Source organism: Catenulispora sp. GAS73, assembly GCF_041262085.1.
In the GTDB taxonomy this organism is placed as follows: domain Bacteria; phylum Actinomycetota; class Actinomycetes; order Streptomycetales; family Catenulisporaceae; genus Catenulispora.
This window is the reverse complement of record NZ_JBGCCM010000062.1, coordinates 1-15861: the sequence shown is the minus strand read 5'-3', so window position 1 is coordinate 15861 and position 15861 is coordinate 1. Positions and strand designations below refer to the sequence as shown.

14 protein-coding genes are annotated in these 15861 nt (G+C 70.7%); 6 read left to right on the top strand and 8 right to left on the bottom strand.

Annotated features, from left to right (window positions below):
• Positions 1-735, bottom strand: a complete 735-nt coding sequence (locus tag ABH935_RS48390; RefSeq protein WP_370384780.1) for a VOC family protein — start codon at positions 733-735, stop codon at positions 1-3.
• A gap of 48 nt (positions 736-783) precedes the next feature.
• Here ABH935_RS48390 and ABH935_RS48385 point away from each other — a divergent pair, with 48 nt between their 5' ends.
• The 3 genes from ABH935_RS48385 to ABH935_RS48375 all read left to right on the top strand — a co-directional run bounded on the left by ABH935_RS48385 (position 784) and on the right by ABH935_RS48375 (position 4197).
• Positions 784-3381: a penicillin acylase family protein gene (locus ABH935_RS48385; protein ID WP_370384779.1), complete on the top strand. Its 2598-nt coding sequence runs from the start codon at positions 784-786 to the stop codon at positions 3379-3381.
• A 178-nt stretch (positions 3382-3559) separates the two neighbouring features.
• Positions 3560-3757, top strand: coding sequence for a DUF1059 domain-containing protein (locus ABH935_RS48380; RefSeq protein ID WP_370384778.1), 198 nt, complete (start codon positions 3560-3562; stop codon positions 3755-3757).
• Positions 3758-3831: 74 nt separating this feature from the next.
• Positions 3832-4197, top strand: a complete 366-nt coding sequence (locus tag ABH935_RS48375) for a cupin domain-containing protein (RefSeq protein ID WP_370384777.1) — start codon at positions 3832-3834, stop codon at positions 4195-4197.
• 125 nt (positions 4198-4322) lie between these two features.
• Here ABH935_RS48375 and ABH935_RS48370 read toward each other — a convergent pair whose 3' ends face one another.
• Positions 4323-5129 (bottom strand): SAM-dependent methyltransferase, encoded by an 807-nt coding sequence (locus tag ABH935_RS48370; protein WP_370384776.1) that lies wholly within the window; start codon positions 5127-5129, stop codon positions 4323-4325.
• Positions 5130-5240: 111 nt separating this feature from the next.
• Positions 5241-6140 carry a helix-turn-helix domain-containing protein gene (locus ABH935_RS48365; protein ID WP_370384775.1) on the bottom strand — a complete coding sequence of 300 codons (900 nt, stop codon included), beginning with the start codon at positions 6138-6140 and terminating at the stop codon, positions 5241-5243.
• 177 nt (positions 6141-6317) lie between these two features.
• Between ABH935_RS48365 and ABH935_RS48360 the strand changes: the two genes are divergently transcribed.
• The 3 genes from ABH935_RS48360 to ABH935_RS48350 all read left to right on the top strand — a co-directional run bounded on the left by ABH935_RS48360 (position 6318) and on the right by ABH935_RS48350 (position 8016).
• A complete protein-coding gene (locus ABH935_RS48360; RefSeq protein ID WP_370384774.1) occupies positions 6318-6812 on the top strand; it encodes a hypothetical protein in 495 nt (164 codons plus the stop codon).
• Between the two features lie 235 nt (positions 6813-7047).
• A complete protein-coding gene (locus ABH935_RS48355) occupies positions 7048-7482 on the top strand; it encodes a cupin domain-containing protein (protein WP_370384773.1) in 435 nt (144 codons plus the stop codon).
• Positions 7483-7551: 69 nt separating this feature from the next.
• Positions 7552-8016, top strand: a complete 465-nt coding sequence (locus ABH935_RS48350; RefSeq protein ID WP_370384772.1) for a PPOX class F420-dependent oxidoreductase — start codon at positions 7552-7554, stop codon at positions 8014-8016.
• Positions 8017-8174: 158 nt separating this feature from the next.
• Here the strand turns inward: ABH935_RS48350 and ABH935_RS48345 are convergent, their stop codons facing one another.
• The 5 genes from ABH935_RS48345 to ABH935_RS48325 form a co-directional block, all read right to left on the bottom strand.
• Positions 8175-8639 (bottom strand): hypothetical protein, encoded by a 465-nt coding sequence (locus tag ABH935_RS48345; RefSeq protein ID WP_370384771.1) that lies wholly within the window; start codon positions 8637-8639, stop codon positions 8175-8177.
• Between the two features lie 79 nt (positions 8640-8718).
• Positions 8719-9054, bottom strand: coding sequence for a hypothetical protein (locus ABH935_RS48340; RefSeq protein ID WP_370384770.1), 336 nt, complete (start codon positions 9052-9054; stop codon positions 8719-8721).
• Between the two features lie 352 nt (positions 9055-9406).
• On the bottom strand, positions 9407-12310 hold the full coding sequence (locus tag ABH935_RS48335; RefSeq protein WP_370384769.1) for an AAA family ATPase: 2904 nt from the start codon (positions 12308-12310) through the stop codon (positions 9407-9409).
• A 41-nt stretch (positions 12311-12351) separates the two neighbouring features.
• Positions 12352-15159, bottom strand: coding sequence for an AAA family ATPase (locus ABH935_RS48330; protein WP_370384768.1), 2808 nt, complete (start codon positions 15157-15159; stop codon positions 12352-12354).
• Between the two features lie 136 nt (positions 15160-15295).
• Positions 15296-15700: a hypothetical protein gene (locus ABH935_RS48325; RefSeq protein ID WP_370384767.1), complete on the bottom strand. Its 405-nt coding sequence runs from the start codon at positions 15698-15700 to the stop codon at positions 15296-15298.
• Between the last annotated feature and the right edge of the window lie 161 nt (positions 15701-15861).

The window sequence follows — 15861 nt, the reverse complement described above, 5'->3', positions numbered from 1 at the left end:
TCAGCTTTCGGGCTCCCGCCGGATCAAGCAGTAGATCCCACCGCCGGGATCCCGCATCACCAACCAGTTCGCCTGCTCGCCGAGGAACTCCGCGCCCAACGACTCGTGCCACACCCGACTGGCGTCGGCATCGGAACTGCTGACGTCCAGATGTGCCGACGTCGGCCGCTCCTCGCCGATCCGCTGGAACAACACCCCCACCGGAAACCCCGGCAACGGCTCCAGCCAGCTGAACTCCTCCCACCTGCGACTGACCTCCACAGACAGCCCAGTGAGATCGCTCCAGAACGCGACCTCCGTGTCATGCACAGACGGCGCGATATCGATGCACACCTGATCCAACCGACTACGCGTCCCGTCCGGAGCCACGAACGGCCGCGCCACCCGCGTCGCGCCGTGCCACGCGGTGACGCAGAACCCGTATCCACTCGGCGACGTCACATAAGCCCACGCGTCGTCCCGTTCCACCACCGCGCCACCGCGCGCGACGGCCCGCGCCAACGCCCCCTCGAAGTCGTCGAATTCCAGGTCGATGTGCGCGCCGTTCCCGCTCAGCACGCCCTGCAACTTCACCGACGCGTCGCCGTCTCCCCCGCCCGGCAACAGTGTCGCGAACTCCTCGCGTTTTCCACGGCGCGCGGACAGCGTCGTGCCCGTGATCGCCGTCCAAAACCGCGCACTTTCCTCGAACGTTCGTTCCGGACGGTCAATAAAGGACCAAGCCCACTTCAGCATGCCACCAGGCTATTCCCAACCCCTGAGGAAGACCCGTAATCTGCCGCGATGCAGACCGACGACGACCTCCCGGAGCCGGACCCGGCATCGGACGCGAGCCCAGACCCGGTAACGGATTCCGACCCCCGACCCCACCCCCGCGCCCGTCGCCGCTTCCGCAAAACGAAGATCACCGCCGCCGCCCTCGCCACCCTGCTCGTGGTCCTCGTCGGCGCCGGCACCTGGTGGGTCAACGCCTCGCTGCACGCCTCCTACCCCCAGACCACCGGCACCTTGCACGTCCCAGGCTTGCAGGCGAACGTCGAGGTCGACCGCGACGCCCAAGGCATCCCCCAGCTCTACGCCTCCACCTCCCACGACCTCTTCTTCGCCCAGGGCTACGTCCAAGCCCAGGACCGGTTCTGGCAGATGGACGTCTACCGCCACGTCACCGCCGGCCGCCTGTCCGAGATGTTCGGCTCCGGCCAGGTCGACACCGACAAGTTCATCCGCACGATGGGCTGGCGCGACGTCGCCCAGCAGGAGTACGACGGCCTGAGCCCCGAGACGAAGGCGTACCTGAGCGCCTACTGCGATGGCGTGAACGCGTATTTGAAGGATCACAAGGGTTCCAAAGCGTCAGTGGAGTACGCGGTCCTCGGCCTGCAGACCGACTACTCCCCCTACACCTGGACCCCGGTCGACTCTCTGTCCTGGCTCAAGGCCCTGGCCTGGGACCTGCGCGACAACATGCAGTCGGAGATCGACCGCGCCCTGTCCTCCCAGAAGGTGACCAAGGCCCAGGTGGACCAGCTGTTCCCGCCCTACCCGGCCGACCACCCGACGATCGTTCATCAGGGTGCTGTCGTGAACGGCGCCTTCGACCAGAACGCCGCCCCAGCCGCCGACAACCCGCTGTCGGGCGCCGCGCTCCCGGCCTCCGCAGCCAGTGCGCTGGCCGACCTCTCGCACACCGTCTCCGCCCTGCCCGGCTTCCTACAGCCGACCGTCGAAGGCGTCGGCTCCAACTCCTGGGTGGTGTCCGGCGACCTGACCACGACCGGCAAACCGCTGCTGGCCAACGACCCGCACCTGGCTCCGCAGCTGCCCTCGATCTGGTACCAGATGGGCCTGCACTGCACGACCGTGGACGCGGCGTGCCCGTACGACGTCACGGGCTTCACCATGCCCGGCACGCCCGGTGTGGTGATCGGCCACACCCCGACCGTGGCCTGGGGGTTCACCAATGGCACCGAGGACGTCAGCGACCTGGTTCTGGAGAAGATCAGCGGCAGCACCTACGAGTACGACGGCCACCAGGTCCCGCTGACCGTCCGCCAGGAGACCCTCAAGGTCGCCGGCGGCAAGTCGGTCCCGCTGACCATCCGCTCGACGAATCAGGGGCCGCTGGTCTCCGACGCCGACAAGGACATCGCCGGCGCCGGCAACGGCTACGCCGTGGCCCTGCGCTGGACGGCGCTCACGCCCGGACACACCGCAGACGCCCTATTCGCTCTGGACCGCGCGACCGACTGGAACTCCTTCCGGGCCGCCGCCGCCAACTTCGCGGTGCCGTCACAGAACATGATCTACGCCGACACCTCCGGCGACATCGGCTACCAGACCCCCGGCCAGATCCCGATCCGCAAGAACGGAGACGGCACCTGGCCCGTGCCGGGCTGGACCGACGAGTACGAGTGGACCGGCTACATCCCCTTCGAACAGCTGCCCCATGTCCTGAACCCGACCGACAAGTTCGTGGTCACCGCCAACAACCCGATCATCGGATCGCAGTACCCGTACTTGTTGTCGAAGGACTTCGACTACGGCTACCGCGCGAACGAGATCACCAAGCGCCTGCAGGCCGCCACCGCCGACGGCAAGAAGATCGACGCCGACGGGATGCGGGCGATCGAGTCCGACACCCGCAACGAGTTCGCGTCCGTGTTGGTGCCGTACCTGACGCGGCTGCCGGCGTCGCCGAAGAAGCAGACGCAGGCGGCGCGCGCGCTGTTCGACGGCTGGGATTACACGACCCCTGATACGTCGGCCGCCGCGGCGTACTTCTACGAGGTCTGGAAGTTCATCTGCAAGGACGCGTTCGAGGCGAAACTGCCGTCCTCGGTCGACGTGGACGGCGGCGACCGCTGGTTCGCCGTGGCCACCACGCTGCTGCCCGACGCTTCCAGCTTCTGGTGGAACGGCGACCGGGACGCGATGCTGGCGAGGGCGATGGACCAGGCTGCGGCAGAGCTGACATCGCAGCAGGGCTCTGATGTGAAGCAGTGGCAGTGGGGCGCCCTGCACAAGCTGACGCCGACGAACCAGACCCTGGGCACCGGCGGTCCGTGGTTCGTCAAGTGGCTGGTGAACGGCGATCCGGTCCCGGTGTCCGGGGGCTCGTCGGTCGTGGACGCCACCGGCTTCGACATCGCCAAGGACTTCTCGGTCGACGAACTCCCGTCGATGCGGATGCTGGTGGACCTGTCGAACCTGGACGCGTCGACGTGGGTCAACCTCACCGGCGCCTCGGGGCACGTCGACGACCCGCACTACCTGGACCAGCTGCCGCTGTGGCGGACCTTCCGCACCTTGCCGTGGCCGTATACGAGATCCGCGGTGTCGGCGGCGAGCAAGGACAGATTGACGCTGACGCCTCGACCCTGAATGCGCAGGGTAACTGCAATACCCGCGCCTCGCGCGACGCGGAAGCACGCTCGCACGCCGAACGTCACCTAAATGCAGTAGCACGATCGCCGAGTGGTGCTGACGCGGCTTGAATGAGAGGGAGGCCGCTCTGGCGTGCTGTCGGGGTGGCGACGGCTCGTGGAAAGGGGGCATTCGCATGTCCCGCAAGGTGGCAGACTGCCGGCAGTTTCCGAGTGAGGTCGGCTGCACGTTGACGATTGCCGGCGAGGAGCAGGAAGTCATGGACGCCGCGGCTATGCACGCGGTCGCCGTTCATGGCGAGACCGATACGCCGGAGTTCCGGGAACAGCTGAAGTCGTTCCTGGTCGAGGAGAAGGTACCGGTCAGCCACTAGTGGTCGGTGGTGGTCGGGTACGGACCGATGCGTCCGGCTCCCCAGCGGGGCCGGGCCCGAGTCTTGGAGGATCCATGACAGGCCTCTTGCACAAGTCACTCGACGCGCCGGAGGAGACCCGCTCCTTCGAGCAGGGGATGGGGCATCTCGACCTCGTCGCCATGGACGAGGGCGGCTTCGGCCGCGCCGTCTTCGAACCGGGATGGCAGTGGTCCAAGCACATCAAGCCGATGGTGCACACCGAGAGCTGCCAGGCCGCGCACGTCGGCTACTGCCTGTCCGGCCACATGCACGTGGTCATGGACGACGGCGAGCAGGCCGACATCGGCCCCGGCGAGTTCCTGGAGATCGCGCCCGGGCACGACGCGTGGGTCGTCGGGGGTGAGCCCTGCGTGATGATCGACTGGCAGGGATTCACCGACTACGCCAAGGAGAAGTGAGAAGGCGGAAGTGGAGGAAGCAGCGGTGGCCGGACGCCGATCCGGAAGGTGAGGAATTCAGCGGTGAGCGCGGTGCGATTCCGGATCGGCGTCGGCAGGCCGGGCAGAGCGAGCCAGAACTCTCGTCAGGGCTTCCTACCGATAGCGCCCAACACCGCCAGCTCCACCGGGGTCCCGATGTCCATCGTGTCCGGACGCCACAGCGGGCACGACACCAGGCCCGGCTCCACCAGCTCCAAGCCGTCGAGGTACCCGGCGATCTGGTCGCGGCTCCGCAAGTTGTACGGGACCGCGCCGCTCTGGTTGTAGCGGCTGATCGCCTCGCTGTACGCGGCGTTGGTATTCGTCCCGTCGCGCACCACCAGGTAGCTCCCCGACGGGACCGCGTCCATCAGCTGCCGGACGATCGCCAGCGCGCGGTCGTACTCCTCGATGTGCGCCAGGATCCCCATCAGCACGATCGCGACCGGCTCGCTCAGGTCCAGCGTCTTGGCCGCCTGCGTCAGGATCGCCTCGGGGTCGCCGAGGTCGGCCTCGATGTAGTCCGTGGCCCCCTCCGGCGTCCCGACCAGCAGCGCCTGCGCGTGCGCCAGCACCAGCGGGTCGTTGTCGACGTACACGATCCGCGACTCGGGCACGATCCCCTGCGCGATCTCGTGCGTGTTGTTCGCCGTGGGCAAGCCGGTGCCGACGTCCAGGAACTGGCGTACGGGAGTCTCGGTCGCCAGGTAGCGCACCGTCCGCACCAGGAACTGCCGGCCGCTGCGGGCCAGGTCGACGATCTCCGGGAAGACCTCGCGGAACCGGTCGCCGGCCGCACGGTCCGCGGGGTAGTTGTCCTTGCCGCCCAGCCAGTAGTTGAAGATCCGCGCCGAGTGCGGAACGCTGCTGTCGATCTGGGACGCCGGCCGCTGTTGCGCTTCGTCGGTCATGGAGCCCACCTGTGTTCGCCGTGTTTCGCCATATGTGGAGGCCACCATCCTGCCTTGAGATCCACTGCGAGCGAAATAAGGGACCTGCGACGGTGACCGGCTGCTACGCGTCTAGTACCCCTCGACGATCCGGGTGAGGAATCCGATGGTCTCCGACGGCGTCAGCGCCTGCACCGCCAGCTGGTCGACCACGGTCGTGTAGGCGTCCAGATCCTCGCGCTTGTCCAGGTACGCCGCGCCGGTGAGCTGTTCCAGATACACGATGTCCGGCAGGGCCGGCTCGGCGAAGCGCAGGATGGTGAACGGCCCGGCGGCCGCCGGGCCGCCCCGCGCGAACGGCGCCACCTGCACCGTGACGTGCGGCAGCCGGCACAGCTCCAGCATGTGTTCCAGCTGCGCGTGCATGACAGCCGCGCCGCCGGGCTGGCGCCGCACGGCGGCCTCGTCGACGATCGCCCAGATCCGCGGCGGCTCGGGGCTGTGCACCAGCCGGGCCCGGTTCATCCGCAGCCGCACCCGGCGCTCGATCTCGTCGGGGGACGCGAGCGGATAGCCGTCCCGGATGACCGCGCGCGCGTAGTCCTCGCTCTGCAGCAGGCCCGGGATGAACTGGGCCTCGTACGAGCGGATGACCGAGGCGGCCTCCTCCAGCCCGACGTAGACCTCGAACCAGCCGGGCATCAGATCGGCGAAGTTGTGCCACCAGCCGCGCGCGTTGGCCTGCGCCGTCAGGCTGAGGATCGCCTCGCGCTCGGTGTCGTCGGTGACGCCGTACAGGGTCAGCAGATCGGCCACGTCCCGCCGTTTGAAGCTGACCTGCCCCAGCTCCATGCGGCTGATTTTGGTGTGCGAGCAACGGATCTCGTAGCCGGCGGCGCCGCGGGTGACGCCGGCGGCGATGCGCAGACGACGGAGCTGGGAGCCCAGCACCATGCGCAGGACGGTGGGGCCGCTGTCCTCGGATCCCACAACAAGCGGACCGACCGAGTGCTCCGCCGGTAGCGAGCTCATCCGTGCTCCCAGTGCTGCTCTGAAGCGGTCTGGCCGGTGCGCCGTAAGCCTTCCGCCGCCGTGTGTCCCCTTAAGGGTAGACCGTGGAGACGGGAAGCGTGAGGGGGTCCATGAAGCCCCTCAGTCGTCGGAACGGCCGCGGACGGGAACCCGGGAATCGACGAGAAACGCGCCAGCGTGCTCGGCACCCTACACAACCGCGACTACCGCCTCATCCTCACCGGCCAACTGCTCTCCAGCATCGGCACCTGGCTCCTGCTCGTCGCAGCCCCCTTCTTCGTCCTCCGCCTGACCGGCTCGACGATGGCGACCGGCCTGTCCATGGCCGCCGAAACCGTGCCCGCCGTGCTGCTCGGACCGGTCGCGGGAGCGCTGTTCCAGTTCGGGTGCTTCGGAGTGCTGTGGGGCTCCGTGGCGCTGCCGCTGTCCGCGGCCCCGTGGCACCTGTCGACGTCCCAGATCGGCTTGTTCGGCGTCGTCGGCGCCGCGGGCACGCTCAGTGCGAACGGCGCCGGGCGGCTCGCCGACCGCGGCCGCGCCTCGACGGTCACGACCGTCATGCTGGTCCTGCTCGTACTGTCCTGGGCGGCGATACGCGCAGCGCCGTTCTCGCTGGTCCTGCTGACCGTCGGCATCGTCGTCCTGGACTTCGCCGGCCAGGCCCTGCAGTGACCAACCAGCACCTGATCGTCGCCGGCAATCCCGAGGCGACCAGCCGGGTCATCGGCGGGTACATGGTCTACTACTTGTTCGGCGTCGGCGGCGGGGCGATCGCAGCGACGAGCCTTTACAGCGCCTACGGATGGGGCGCCGTGTGTGGCTTCGGCGCGGCGTTGGCGGTACTGGCGCTGATGGTGGGTAGCCTGGGCAAAAGCAGCCAAAACAGGACTCATGCAAGGAGCCGACCATGCCGGGCATCTATCGTCGATTCGCGATCGCCGGGGCCGTCACCGCGACCGCGGCGCTCACGCCGGGGGTGGCGAGCGCGACGCCGTCGTCGGGGGTGTCGGGCACGATCATCAGCAAGTCGACGTTCCTCGGGACGGACTACATCCGGCGGCAGATCACGATCGAGCCCGGCGGGAGCACGGGGTGGCACTGGCACGACGGGACGCTGTACGCGTACGTCGAGAAGGGCACGTTGACGCACAACGACGCGGACTGCACGACGACCGAGGTGTACAGCGACAACACGTCGTTCACGGAGCCCAGCGGGGCGGACAACGTGCACATCGGGCGGAATCTGGGGACGACGCCGGTGGTGTTGGACGTGCTGTATGTGGATCCGGCGGGGAGTCCGTTGTCGGAGGACGCCCCGAACCCGGGGTGCGGGTTTCAGTAAACTCGTCGGCGGCCGACGCTTTCCGGCTCCACCCAACCCGGCCTGTCCCTACCTAAGGCGGACCCTGACATGCCCCGCACCATCGCCACCAACACCTCCGTCGACCTGGACGCGCTGCTGGAGTTCGTCCGGCCCCGGCACCGTGCCCTGCTGATCACCCGGCGCGCCGACGGCTCGCCGCAGGCGTCCCCGCTGACGTGCGGCGTCGACGACTCGGGCCGCCTGGTCATGTCCACCTACCCGGAGCGCGCGAAGACCACCAACGCGCGGCGCGACGCCGCGGTGAGCGTCGTCGTGCTGTCGGACGAGTGGAACGGGCCCTGGGTGCAGATCGACGGCGACGCGGAGGTCCTGGACCTGCCGGACTCCGTCGAGCCACTGGTCGAGTACTACCGCAACATCGCCGGAGAGCACCCCGACTGGGATGAGTACCGCGAGGCGATGGTGAAGCAGGGCAAGTCGATCATCCGGGTCACGCCTCGGCGCTGGGGGCCGGTGGCGACCGGTGGGTTCCCGGCGCGACTCGCGGATTGAGGGGCTGAGGGCTGAGGGCTGAGGGCTGAGGCGCACCCGGGCTTGGCGGGCAGCCGGAGTCGCCGACGGCGGCTGGGCCTGCCGGGCAGCCGAGCGTGCGGCCTCACCCAGCCGGCTTGCGGCGGGCCCCTGCTCCCGTCGCAAGCCGGCGGTCCCCCTCACTCCACCGGCATCCCGTTCGGCGCGAAGCGGGCGACCCGCGTCGTCCCGTACCACAGCTCCTTGCTGCCGTCGGGGTGGTAGACCACGGTGCCGCCGCCGGGTTGGGCGGCGGCGGTCGGTTCCACCGGGTGCCATTGCGGGACCGGTGGTTCCTGCCAGGCGTGCACGACCGCGCCCGACGGCGCCAGGCGCCAGCAGCTTCCGTCCGGTGCCCGCACGTCCTGGGTTCCGTCGGGGTAGTGCGTGCTGCTGGTGCCGTCGGTGTTGAGGATCGTGCTGTTGGTGAAGGCGTGCGTCCAGGTCTGCGGGAACGCCGCCGGTTGGGGCGGGATCAGGGTGGACGTCGGGGGTTCCGGCGGCTGCCAGTCGTCCGGGACGCTGCCGAGCCAGGCGGTCGCGTGCTGCCCCGGCGCCTCGCCGTCCGAGCCATCGGCACCATCTCCTCCCTCTACCCCGTCCACAAGCCGTCGCCTCCGATCTCGATCGTGGTGAAGTGGCGGGCCGACGGCGGCGGATTGCCGTCGGACCGCACCGTGGCGGTCATTGCGAGCCGAGTGCGCAATGCGCGGACTGCCACGTGCTGATGTTGCCGACTGCGGTGAGGAAGGCCGGATCCTGAGTCTGGGTCTGGGCGTCGCCGCCGTCGGTGATCTGACCGACGACGGTCGCGGCCTCCGTGACGTCCGGGGCGATCTCGGCCGGCGTGGCCTGCTTCATCTGCTCCATGGTGGTCTTGAGCTTGGCCACGCTCGCCGGGGTGTTGTCCACCTGCGTCAGCTCGGTCTCGAAATCGTCGAGCACCGCGCAGTAGCCGCCGCCGGACGCGGGCGGTGCGCTCGAATCGGCTGACGACGTGCTCGAATCGGCGCTCGGCACCGAACTCGCCGAAGTGTCAGCTCCCCCGGCCGCCCCAGCCGCACCCGAACCCGAACCCGAGGCAGCCCCCACAGTCGAACTCGAACTCGAACTCGAAGCCGAAGCCGAAACCGAAGCCGAACTCGAAGCCGAAACCGATACCGACCCCCGCCCCGCCCCGAACGCAGCCCCGCTCACCGACTTCCCACCGGTGGAACACGCCGCCAACCCCCATGGCAGCAACGGAACAGCGACCGCGACCGCGATCTTTCGCCTGATCGGCATGACATCTCCCCTAGCTGTCGAACCAACACGACCGACGCTAGGGATTTCGATGTCTCATTTAACCCGTGGAACTACGCGTATCCCGTCCCTACTGAGGGAACCGCCCCGCCAACTCCGTCCGCGACCGCACCCCGAGCTTGCGGAACACCGAGGCCACATGGCTCTCGACCGTCCGCACGCTCATCGACAGCCGTGCCGCCACCTCCCGGTTGGTGAACCCGCCGGCCACCAGGTCCGCGACCCGCTGCTCGGACGCCGTCAGCACCGAGCCGGCCCCGGCCCGCTGCCCGCGCGCCAGCTCGGCCTCGACCAGCTGCGCGAACGGCCGATGGCCGTGCGAGTCGAAGCAGTCGAGCGCGTCCTGCAACGCCTGCCGCGCCTCCGTTTTCGCCTTGCGCCGCCGCTGCACCTGCCCGAGCGCGAGCAGACTCCGCCCGCGCTCGATCGGCATCGGCGAGGCGTCGTGCGCCTCGACCGCGCGCGTCAGCAGCTCCGCCGCCTCGTCCAGCTCCCCCTGCGCCGCGGCGATCAATCCCCGCACCCGCAACGCGATCCCGCTCAGCGTCGGACGCCCCAGCCGCTCCCCGATCTCGGCCAGCTCGCTCGCCACCGCCTCGGCCTCCGCCAGCCGCCCGGCCGTGACCAGCGCCTGCCCCAGGTCGCCCTCGGGACGTCCGCGCGCCGCGGGCTCGTGCACGTACACCGCCCGCGCCTGCTCCAGCACCCCGTCGAGCAGCGTGATCGCCTGCCCGACGTCCCCGCGCAGCAGCGCGATCGTGGCCAGCGGCGTGTCCATGATCACCCGCACCAGCGGGATCGGAGGCAGCCGCTCCAGCGCGGCGAGCAACGCCGCCTCAGCCCCGTCCAGGTCGCCGTCCATGATGTCCAGCAACGCGCGCGCGACGGTGAGCGAGGCCGGTTCGCCGATGCCCGGTCCGGCTTCCCGCGCCGCGTCCTCGAAGGCTGCCAACGCCGCCCGCGCCGCACCGGGCCGGCCGGCCTGGACTTCGGTGTAGGCGAGGTGCGCCTGAAGGACGAGCGTCGCAGAGGTCTCCCCCATTTCCTGCGCCGTCCGCACCATCCGGGTCAGCACCGCGCGCGAGGTGTCGAGGTCGTCCACGTACTTGACGCTGAGCCCGAACCGCACCTCGGCCCGCTCGATGAACGGGATCCAGCGCCGGTCGGCCTGCGCGGCCCCGGCCCGCTCGACCAGGGAGCGGTCCAGGCCTCGGCCGGCGAACATGTCGATCTCGACCAGCGCCAGCAACGCCGTGGACAGCGCGGTCGGGTCGGCCTCGGCACCGAGCCGGTCGCAGATCTCGATCGCCTCGACCGCCGAACGCCGGGCGTGCGGCGGGTCGCTGGCGACGTTGAAGTCGGCGGCGAAGGCCAGCGCGAGCGAGCGCAGCCAAGGGTCGTCGGCGGTCTCGGCCAGGGCCTCGTCCACCACCTTCTGAGCGGCCGCCGCACCTTGCGTATAGAGCGACGTGTGGGTGAGCAACGCCAGGGCACGCCGACGCACCGACGGTTCGGCGGACTCCGCAGCCCAGGCGGTAGCCGCCAGTTCACGAGCCTTCTCGATGTCGCCCCGCATGTAATACAGCTCGGCGGTGTCGACCTGCCGCTGTGCCAGAGCACTGACGAGCTCCGGCGGGGTGAACCGGATCGCCGGATCTGCAAGCTCGATCGCGCCCGACACCGCGCCCCGGCCGCGCGCCGCCTCGGCTCCGGCCGCGAGCCGATCGGCCGTCTCGGCGTCCGGCGGCTCGCCGGCGGCGAGCATGACGTGCCGGGCCCGCTGCTCGGGGTCCTCGACGAGTTCGGCGAGCCGCCGGTGCAGCCCGGCGCGGGCCAGCGGCAGCAGCGCGTCCAGCGCCGCCGCGCCGAGCAGCGGATGAGCCGGCCGCAGTCGCTGCGACTCGGAGACGGTCAACACGCCGTCGGCGACCGCCCGCTCGACCGCGGCGATCGGGTCGATCGGGTCGTCAGCCTGTTTCGACAGCGCGCGGATGACCAGCTCCGGACTCGGCTGGGGCAGCGCCGCGGTGACGACCAGGGCCTGCCGGGCGTCCGGCGGCAGGCTGCCGAGGCGTTCGCGCACCAGGTCGGTGAGCGCGGTCGGGACGGGCAGCTCGGCCCGGTCGCCGTCGCCGCGCCGCAGAGCCGCGCCGAATTCGAGGATCCAGAACGGGTTTCCCCCGCTGTGCTCGACCAGTCCGCGCAAGGTGGTCGGCGGCAGCCGCAGGTCCAGCCGCTCGGCGAGCAGCTCGTCGGCGGCGGTGACATCGATCGCCGTGACCGGCACCGACCGGACGTCGTCGGCCGGCAGCAGCTCCGGCGCGGGAGGCGCGGCGGCCAGGGTGCTGGCCGTGCGCTGGGTGGCGAGCACACGCAGGCCTTCGCCGCCCAAGCGGGACAGTGCGTATTCGAACGCTGCGACGGTGGCGCCGTCGATCCACGGCAGGTCGTCGATCGCCAGCAGCAGCGGCCGGTCCCGGGCCAGCTCCCGGATCGCCGCCGCGACGGCGTTCCCGATCTCGTTCGGACCAAGGCGGCCGCCGTCGGGCAGCCGCCGCACCATCGCGACTTCCAATGCGATCCGCTGCGCGTCCGACAGCCGGTCCAGCACCTCGTCGAGCACCGGATCGAGCAGATCGGTGAGGCCGGCGAAGGAGAGCCCGGTCTCGGTCTGGTCGCCGCGCGCGGACAGCACCCGCCATCCGGCCTCGCGCGCCAGCTCGACCCCGGCCGACCAGACGGTGGACTTGCCGATCCCGGCCTCGCCGGTCAGCACCAGGGCGCGGGGACGGCCGGCCGGGTCGGCGATCAGCTCGCGCACGGCGGCCAGTTCGGCGGGTCGCGAGATAAACATCGGGGACGCCGGGCCGGCGGGCCGGGGTATCCCGGGCTGCGCTGACGCGGACTGTGCTGACGCGGGCTGCGACGGCTCGGGCTGCGATATCTCGGGCTGGGCGATGCTCGGTCGGTTCATGGTGTGCACTGTCATTTCTAGCGGTGGCTGCACTGGTGGTGTCAGGTCCGGCCCGGAGCGAGCCGGCGGGCGAGCTCGGTGCGCGAGCGCACGCCGAGCTTGCGGTAGATCGAGCCGAGGTGCCCCTCGACCGTGCGCACACTGGTCACCAGCTGCTCGGCGACCTCGCGGTTGCTCAAGCCCCCGGCGACCAGTTCGGCCACCGTGGTCTCGGTGGCGGTGAGGACGTCGCCGGTGCGCGAGCGCTGGATGCGGTCGAGCTCGGCTTGGGCCTGCGCGGCGAACGGAGCCGCGCCGGCGGTGGTGAACAGCTCGACGGCGGCCTGGAGCACCGGCTGCGCCTCGGATTTGGCCCGCCGCCGGCGGTAGGCGCCCCCGAGGGCCAGCAGGCTGCGACCGAGTTCGAGCCGCAGCGGCGACTGCTCGTGCGCGGCCACGGCCTGCTTCAGCGCGGTGATCGCGCCGTCGAGGTCGTCGCGGGCAGCGAGCACAGATCCGTCCAGGCGGTGCGCGATGCCGATGAGCGTCGGCCGCTGCATCCGCTCGCCGAGTTCGCGTTGTTCGGCCGCCAGCTCGGCGGCGGCGTCGAGGCGTCCGGTCGCGACCAGGGCCTGCCCGAGGTCGGGCTCCAGCCGCTGCCGCCGGCCGGGTTCGAGGATGTCAGCACCCTGCGCCAGGTGGTAGGCGTGCAGGAGCCGCGTCCGGGCGTCCTCGGGGTCCCCGTCGAGCAGTGCCGCGAGGCCGAGCACGTGCTCGTAGAAGATGTCGCCCTGCGGCTGGATCGTCTCCCGGCCGCCGGCGCGCTGCTCGGCGATCAGGGTCCGGGCTCCGTCGAAGTCGCCGGTGAGGACGCGCAGCATGCCGTCGGCGGCGGTGATCGTCAGCGGGGCGACGCCGCCGGGCGCGGCCAGACGCAGGCCGTCGGCGACCGCGCGGCGGCCCGCGGTCAGGTCGCCGGCCCAGCTCTCGGTGACCGCCAGATGGCTGAACAGCGTCGGCAGCACGGCGTCGTCGCCTTCGGCCTGGGCTTGGGCGATCGCGGCGTTCAGCGCGTCGCGGGAGCCGTCCAGATCGTCGACGGCCTTGCGCCAGAAGCCCAGTACCACGGACAGCCGGGCCCAGCTGGCCTGGTTCGCCGCGCGTCCCTGTAACGAGGCGATGCGGACCACGACGTGCTCCGGGATCCCCCGCCCGGAGTCCAGGCTGACGCCGACCTCGTAGCGCAGGGCCGAGCAGAGCGCGACCGCGTCGGCGTCCGCGCCGACCCGGTCGAAGGACGCGAGCGCCAGCCGCACGAGCTCCGGGCGCGGGGTGTCCAGGCCGTCGCCGTAGTCCGCGGCGAGGGAGAGCGCGACGGCACGCAGGTGCTCGTCGGTGGCCGGGCCGGTCAGGTGCGGGCGCAGCACGGCCTGCGCGGCCTGGCGTCCCTCGGTCCAGTACGTCGCCTCGACCAGCACCGCCAGGGCTTCGCGGGTGGTGTCGACGTCGGCGCCGTCGCTCACGTCGCGGGCCAGCCGGACGGCGCGCGCCATGTCCCCGATGCGATGGGTGAGCCGGGCGGCGGTCAGGCGGCGACGGCGCAGATCCTCGCGGCCCTCGGGCGCGGTGAAGCCGACGGCGAGTTCGGCGAGTTCGGCCGCCGAGGCGAGCGCGCCGCGTCCCTCGGCGACGGCCACTCCGGCCTCGACCGCCGCGGCCGTCTCGGAATCGGGGCCGGTCTCGACCGCCCGGACCAGATGCCGGGCCCGCTGCTCGGGATCGGTGACCGTGTCGGCGAGCCGGCGATACAGGCCCCGGCGGCGCTCCGGGGTGAGGCCGTCCAACGCGGCGGAACCGAGCAGCGGATGAGCCGGGCGCAGGTGACTGCCCTCGGCGGTGACCACCCCGGAGGCGACGGCGTCGTCGATCGCCGCCTCGGGCCGCGCGACCGCCGTCCGCAGCACGCGCACGGCCAGGGCCGGCGTCGGCTGCGGCAGCGCCGCGACCACCAGCAGCGCCTCCACCACCTCGGGCGGCAGCTTCGCCAATCGGTTGGCGACCAGCGATGACAGGGTCGGCGGGATCGGCAGGTAGCCGTCGAGCCCGGGGGTCTGGGCCAGCGCGGCGCCGATCTCCAACGCCCAGAAGGGATTGCCGCCGGTCTGCTTGACCACGCCGGACAACACCGCCACCGGAAGCTGCAACTGGTGCCGCTCCAGAAGCAGGTCCTTGATGGTCGTGCGATCGACCGGCCCGAGCGCCAGCGTCTGGAACGTCCCGGCGGGCAGGACGTCGTCGGCGGCCTTGTACGAAGCGGGTTCCTCGATCGCCCCCGACGTCCGCCGCGAGGCCAGGATCCGCAGCGGTCCCTCGCCGATCCGGCGCAGCGCGAACCGGAGCGCGTCAAGGGTCGCCAGGTCGAGCCAGGGCAGGTCGTCCACGACTATCAGCGCCGGTCCCAGCCGGCGCAGGACGGCGAGCAGCCCGGCGGCGATCTCGCGCGGCCCGACCGCTCCGGCCCGGGCCTCGGCCGGGGCCCGGCCCAGGGCGACGTTCAGCGCGAACCGCTGGGGCTCGGGCAAGCCGGCAAAATCCGCCTCGGCCAGCGGCCGCAACAAGTCCACCAGCCCTCCGAACGAGCGCTGGCCGCCGGCCAGGCTGCCGCGCGCGGTAAGCGTCAGGAGATTGTTCTCATGTGCCAGGCCGACGCCTGCTTCGAGCAGCGTCGACTTTCCGATTCCGGGCTCTCCGGTGACGAGGACGGCGCGTGGGCCGGCGGCCGGGCTCGCAACGAGTTGCGCGATGGTGTGCAGCTCAGCGATGCGGCCATGGACCGTGGACGCCGTCCCGACGCCATTGCGACGTTCCACGCCTGGATTATGTCAGCGAGACGCGCTGGAATGCCCGGAAATAAAGATGTCGCCACGGCCGGGAGAAACCCGCCCTTGTCAATGGGTGCGGGCCGGCCGCGCCCGAAGCGGCCGGCCCGCGCGGAGGCGCCGCCAGCTATTGACTGTCGACGCAGGTCCAGGTGATGGTGCCGGAGATTTTCCCGGTGTCGCCAGTCAAGTCCTTGAAGCTCAACGCCCCTGAGCCATCGGGGTTGACCAGCACGGAACCGGTGCTCGCGGTGGTGTTGTTCACGTCCACGCCGACATCTTGAAAGCCGGCATCGTCGATACTGATGCTGTTGTTGCCCGCATATTTGGAGATGTCCGTGGTTCCCACCCCCGCGGGAAACTTCCAGATCATCTGCAGCTTGTGGCCGTCCACCGGGTCGGTGGGCAGCGTAAGCCTGTGTTCGTCAGCGTTCTGCGGCTGATAGGTAGGCCAGGTGGCGCAGGTCTGCTTCAGCCCGGCGGCGTCCTGGTCGAACTCCGGGATCGCCCACGCGGTGCCGCTGACGGTCACCGCGCCGGTGATGTCGATCTTCTCGCAGAACGAGACGACGAACTGCTTCTGACACGGCCCGGCGGCGCTGCTGCTTCGAGGTGTCGAACTTCTCCAGGGCGATGTCTATGGTGGCCACTACCTACCTCCTCGGCTCGGATTGCCTCGACTCCATAGCGCCA

What these genes read in the sequence shown, in the direction of transcription:
- ABH935_RS48390 (WP_370384780.1), bottom strand. Translation starts at nt 735, where the DNA reads ATGCTGAAGTGGGCTTGGTCCTTTATTGACCGTCCGGAACGAACGTTC.
- ABH935_RS48385 (WP_370384779.1), top strand. Translation starts at nt 784, where the DNA reads ATGCAGACCGACGACGACCTCCCGGAGCCGGACCCGGCATCGGACGCG.
- ABH935_RS48380 (WP_370384778.1), top strand. Translation starts at nt 3,560, where the DNA reads ATGTCCCGCAAGGTGGCAGACTGCCGGCAGTTTCCGAGTGAGGTCGGC.
- ABH935_RS48375 (WP_370384777.1), top strand. Translation starts at nt 3,832, where the DNA reads ATGACAGGCCTCTTGCACAAGTCACTCGACGCGCCGGAGGAGACCCGC.
- ABH935_RS48370 (WP_370384776.1), bottom strand. Translation starts at nt 5,129, where the DNA reads ATGACCGACGAAGCGCAACAGCGGCCGGCGTCCCAGATCGACAGCAGC.
- ABH935_RS48365 (WP_370384775.1), bottom strand. Translation starts at nt 6,140, where the DNA reads ATGAGCTCGCTACCGGCGGAGCACTCGGTCGGTCCGCTTGTTGTGGGA.
- ABH935_RS48355 (WP_370384773.1), top strand. Translation starts at nt 7,048, where the DNA reads ATGCCGGGCATCTATCGTCGATTCGCGATCGCCGGGGCCGTCACCGCG.
- ABH935_RS48350 (WP_370384772.1), top strand. Translation starts at nt 7,552, where the DNA reads ATGCCCCGCACCATCGCCACCAACACCTCCGTCGACCTGGACGCGCTG.
- ABH935_RS48335 (WP_370384769.1), bottom strand. Translation starts at nt 12,310, where the DNA reads ATGAACCGACCGAGCATCGCCCAGCCCGAGATATCGCAGCCCGAGCCG.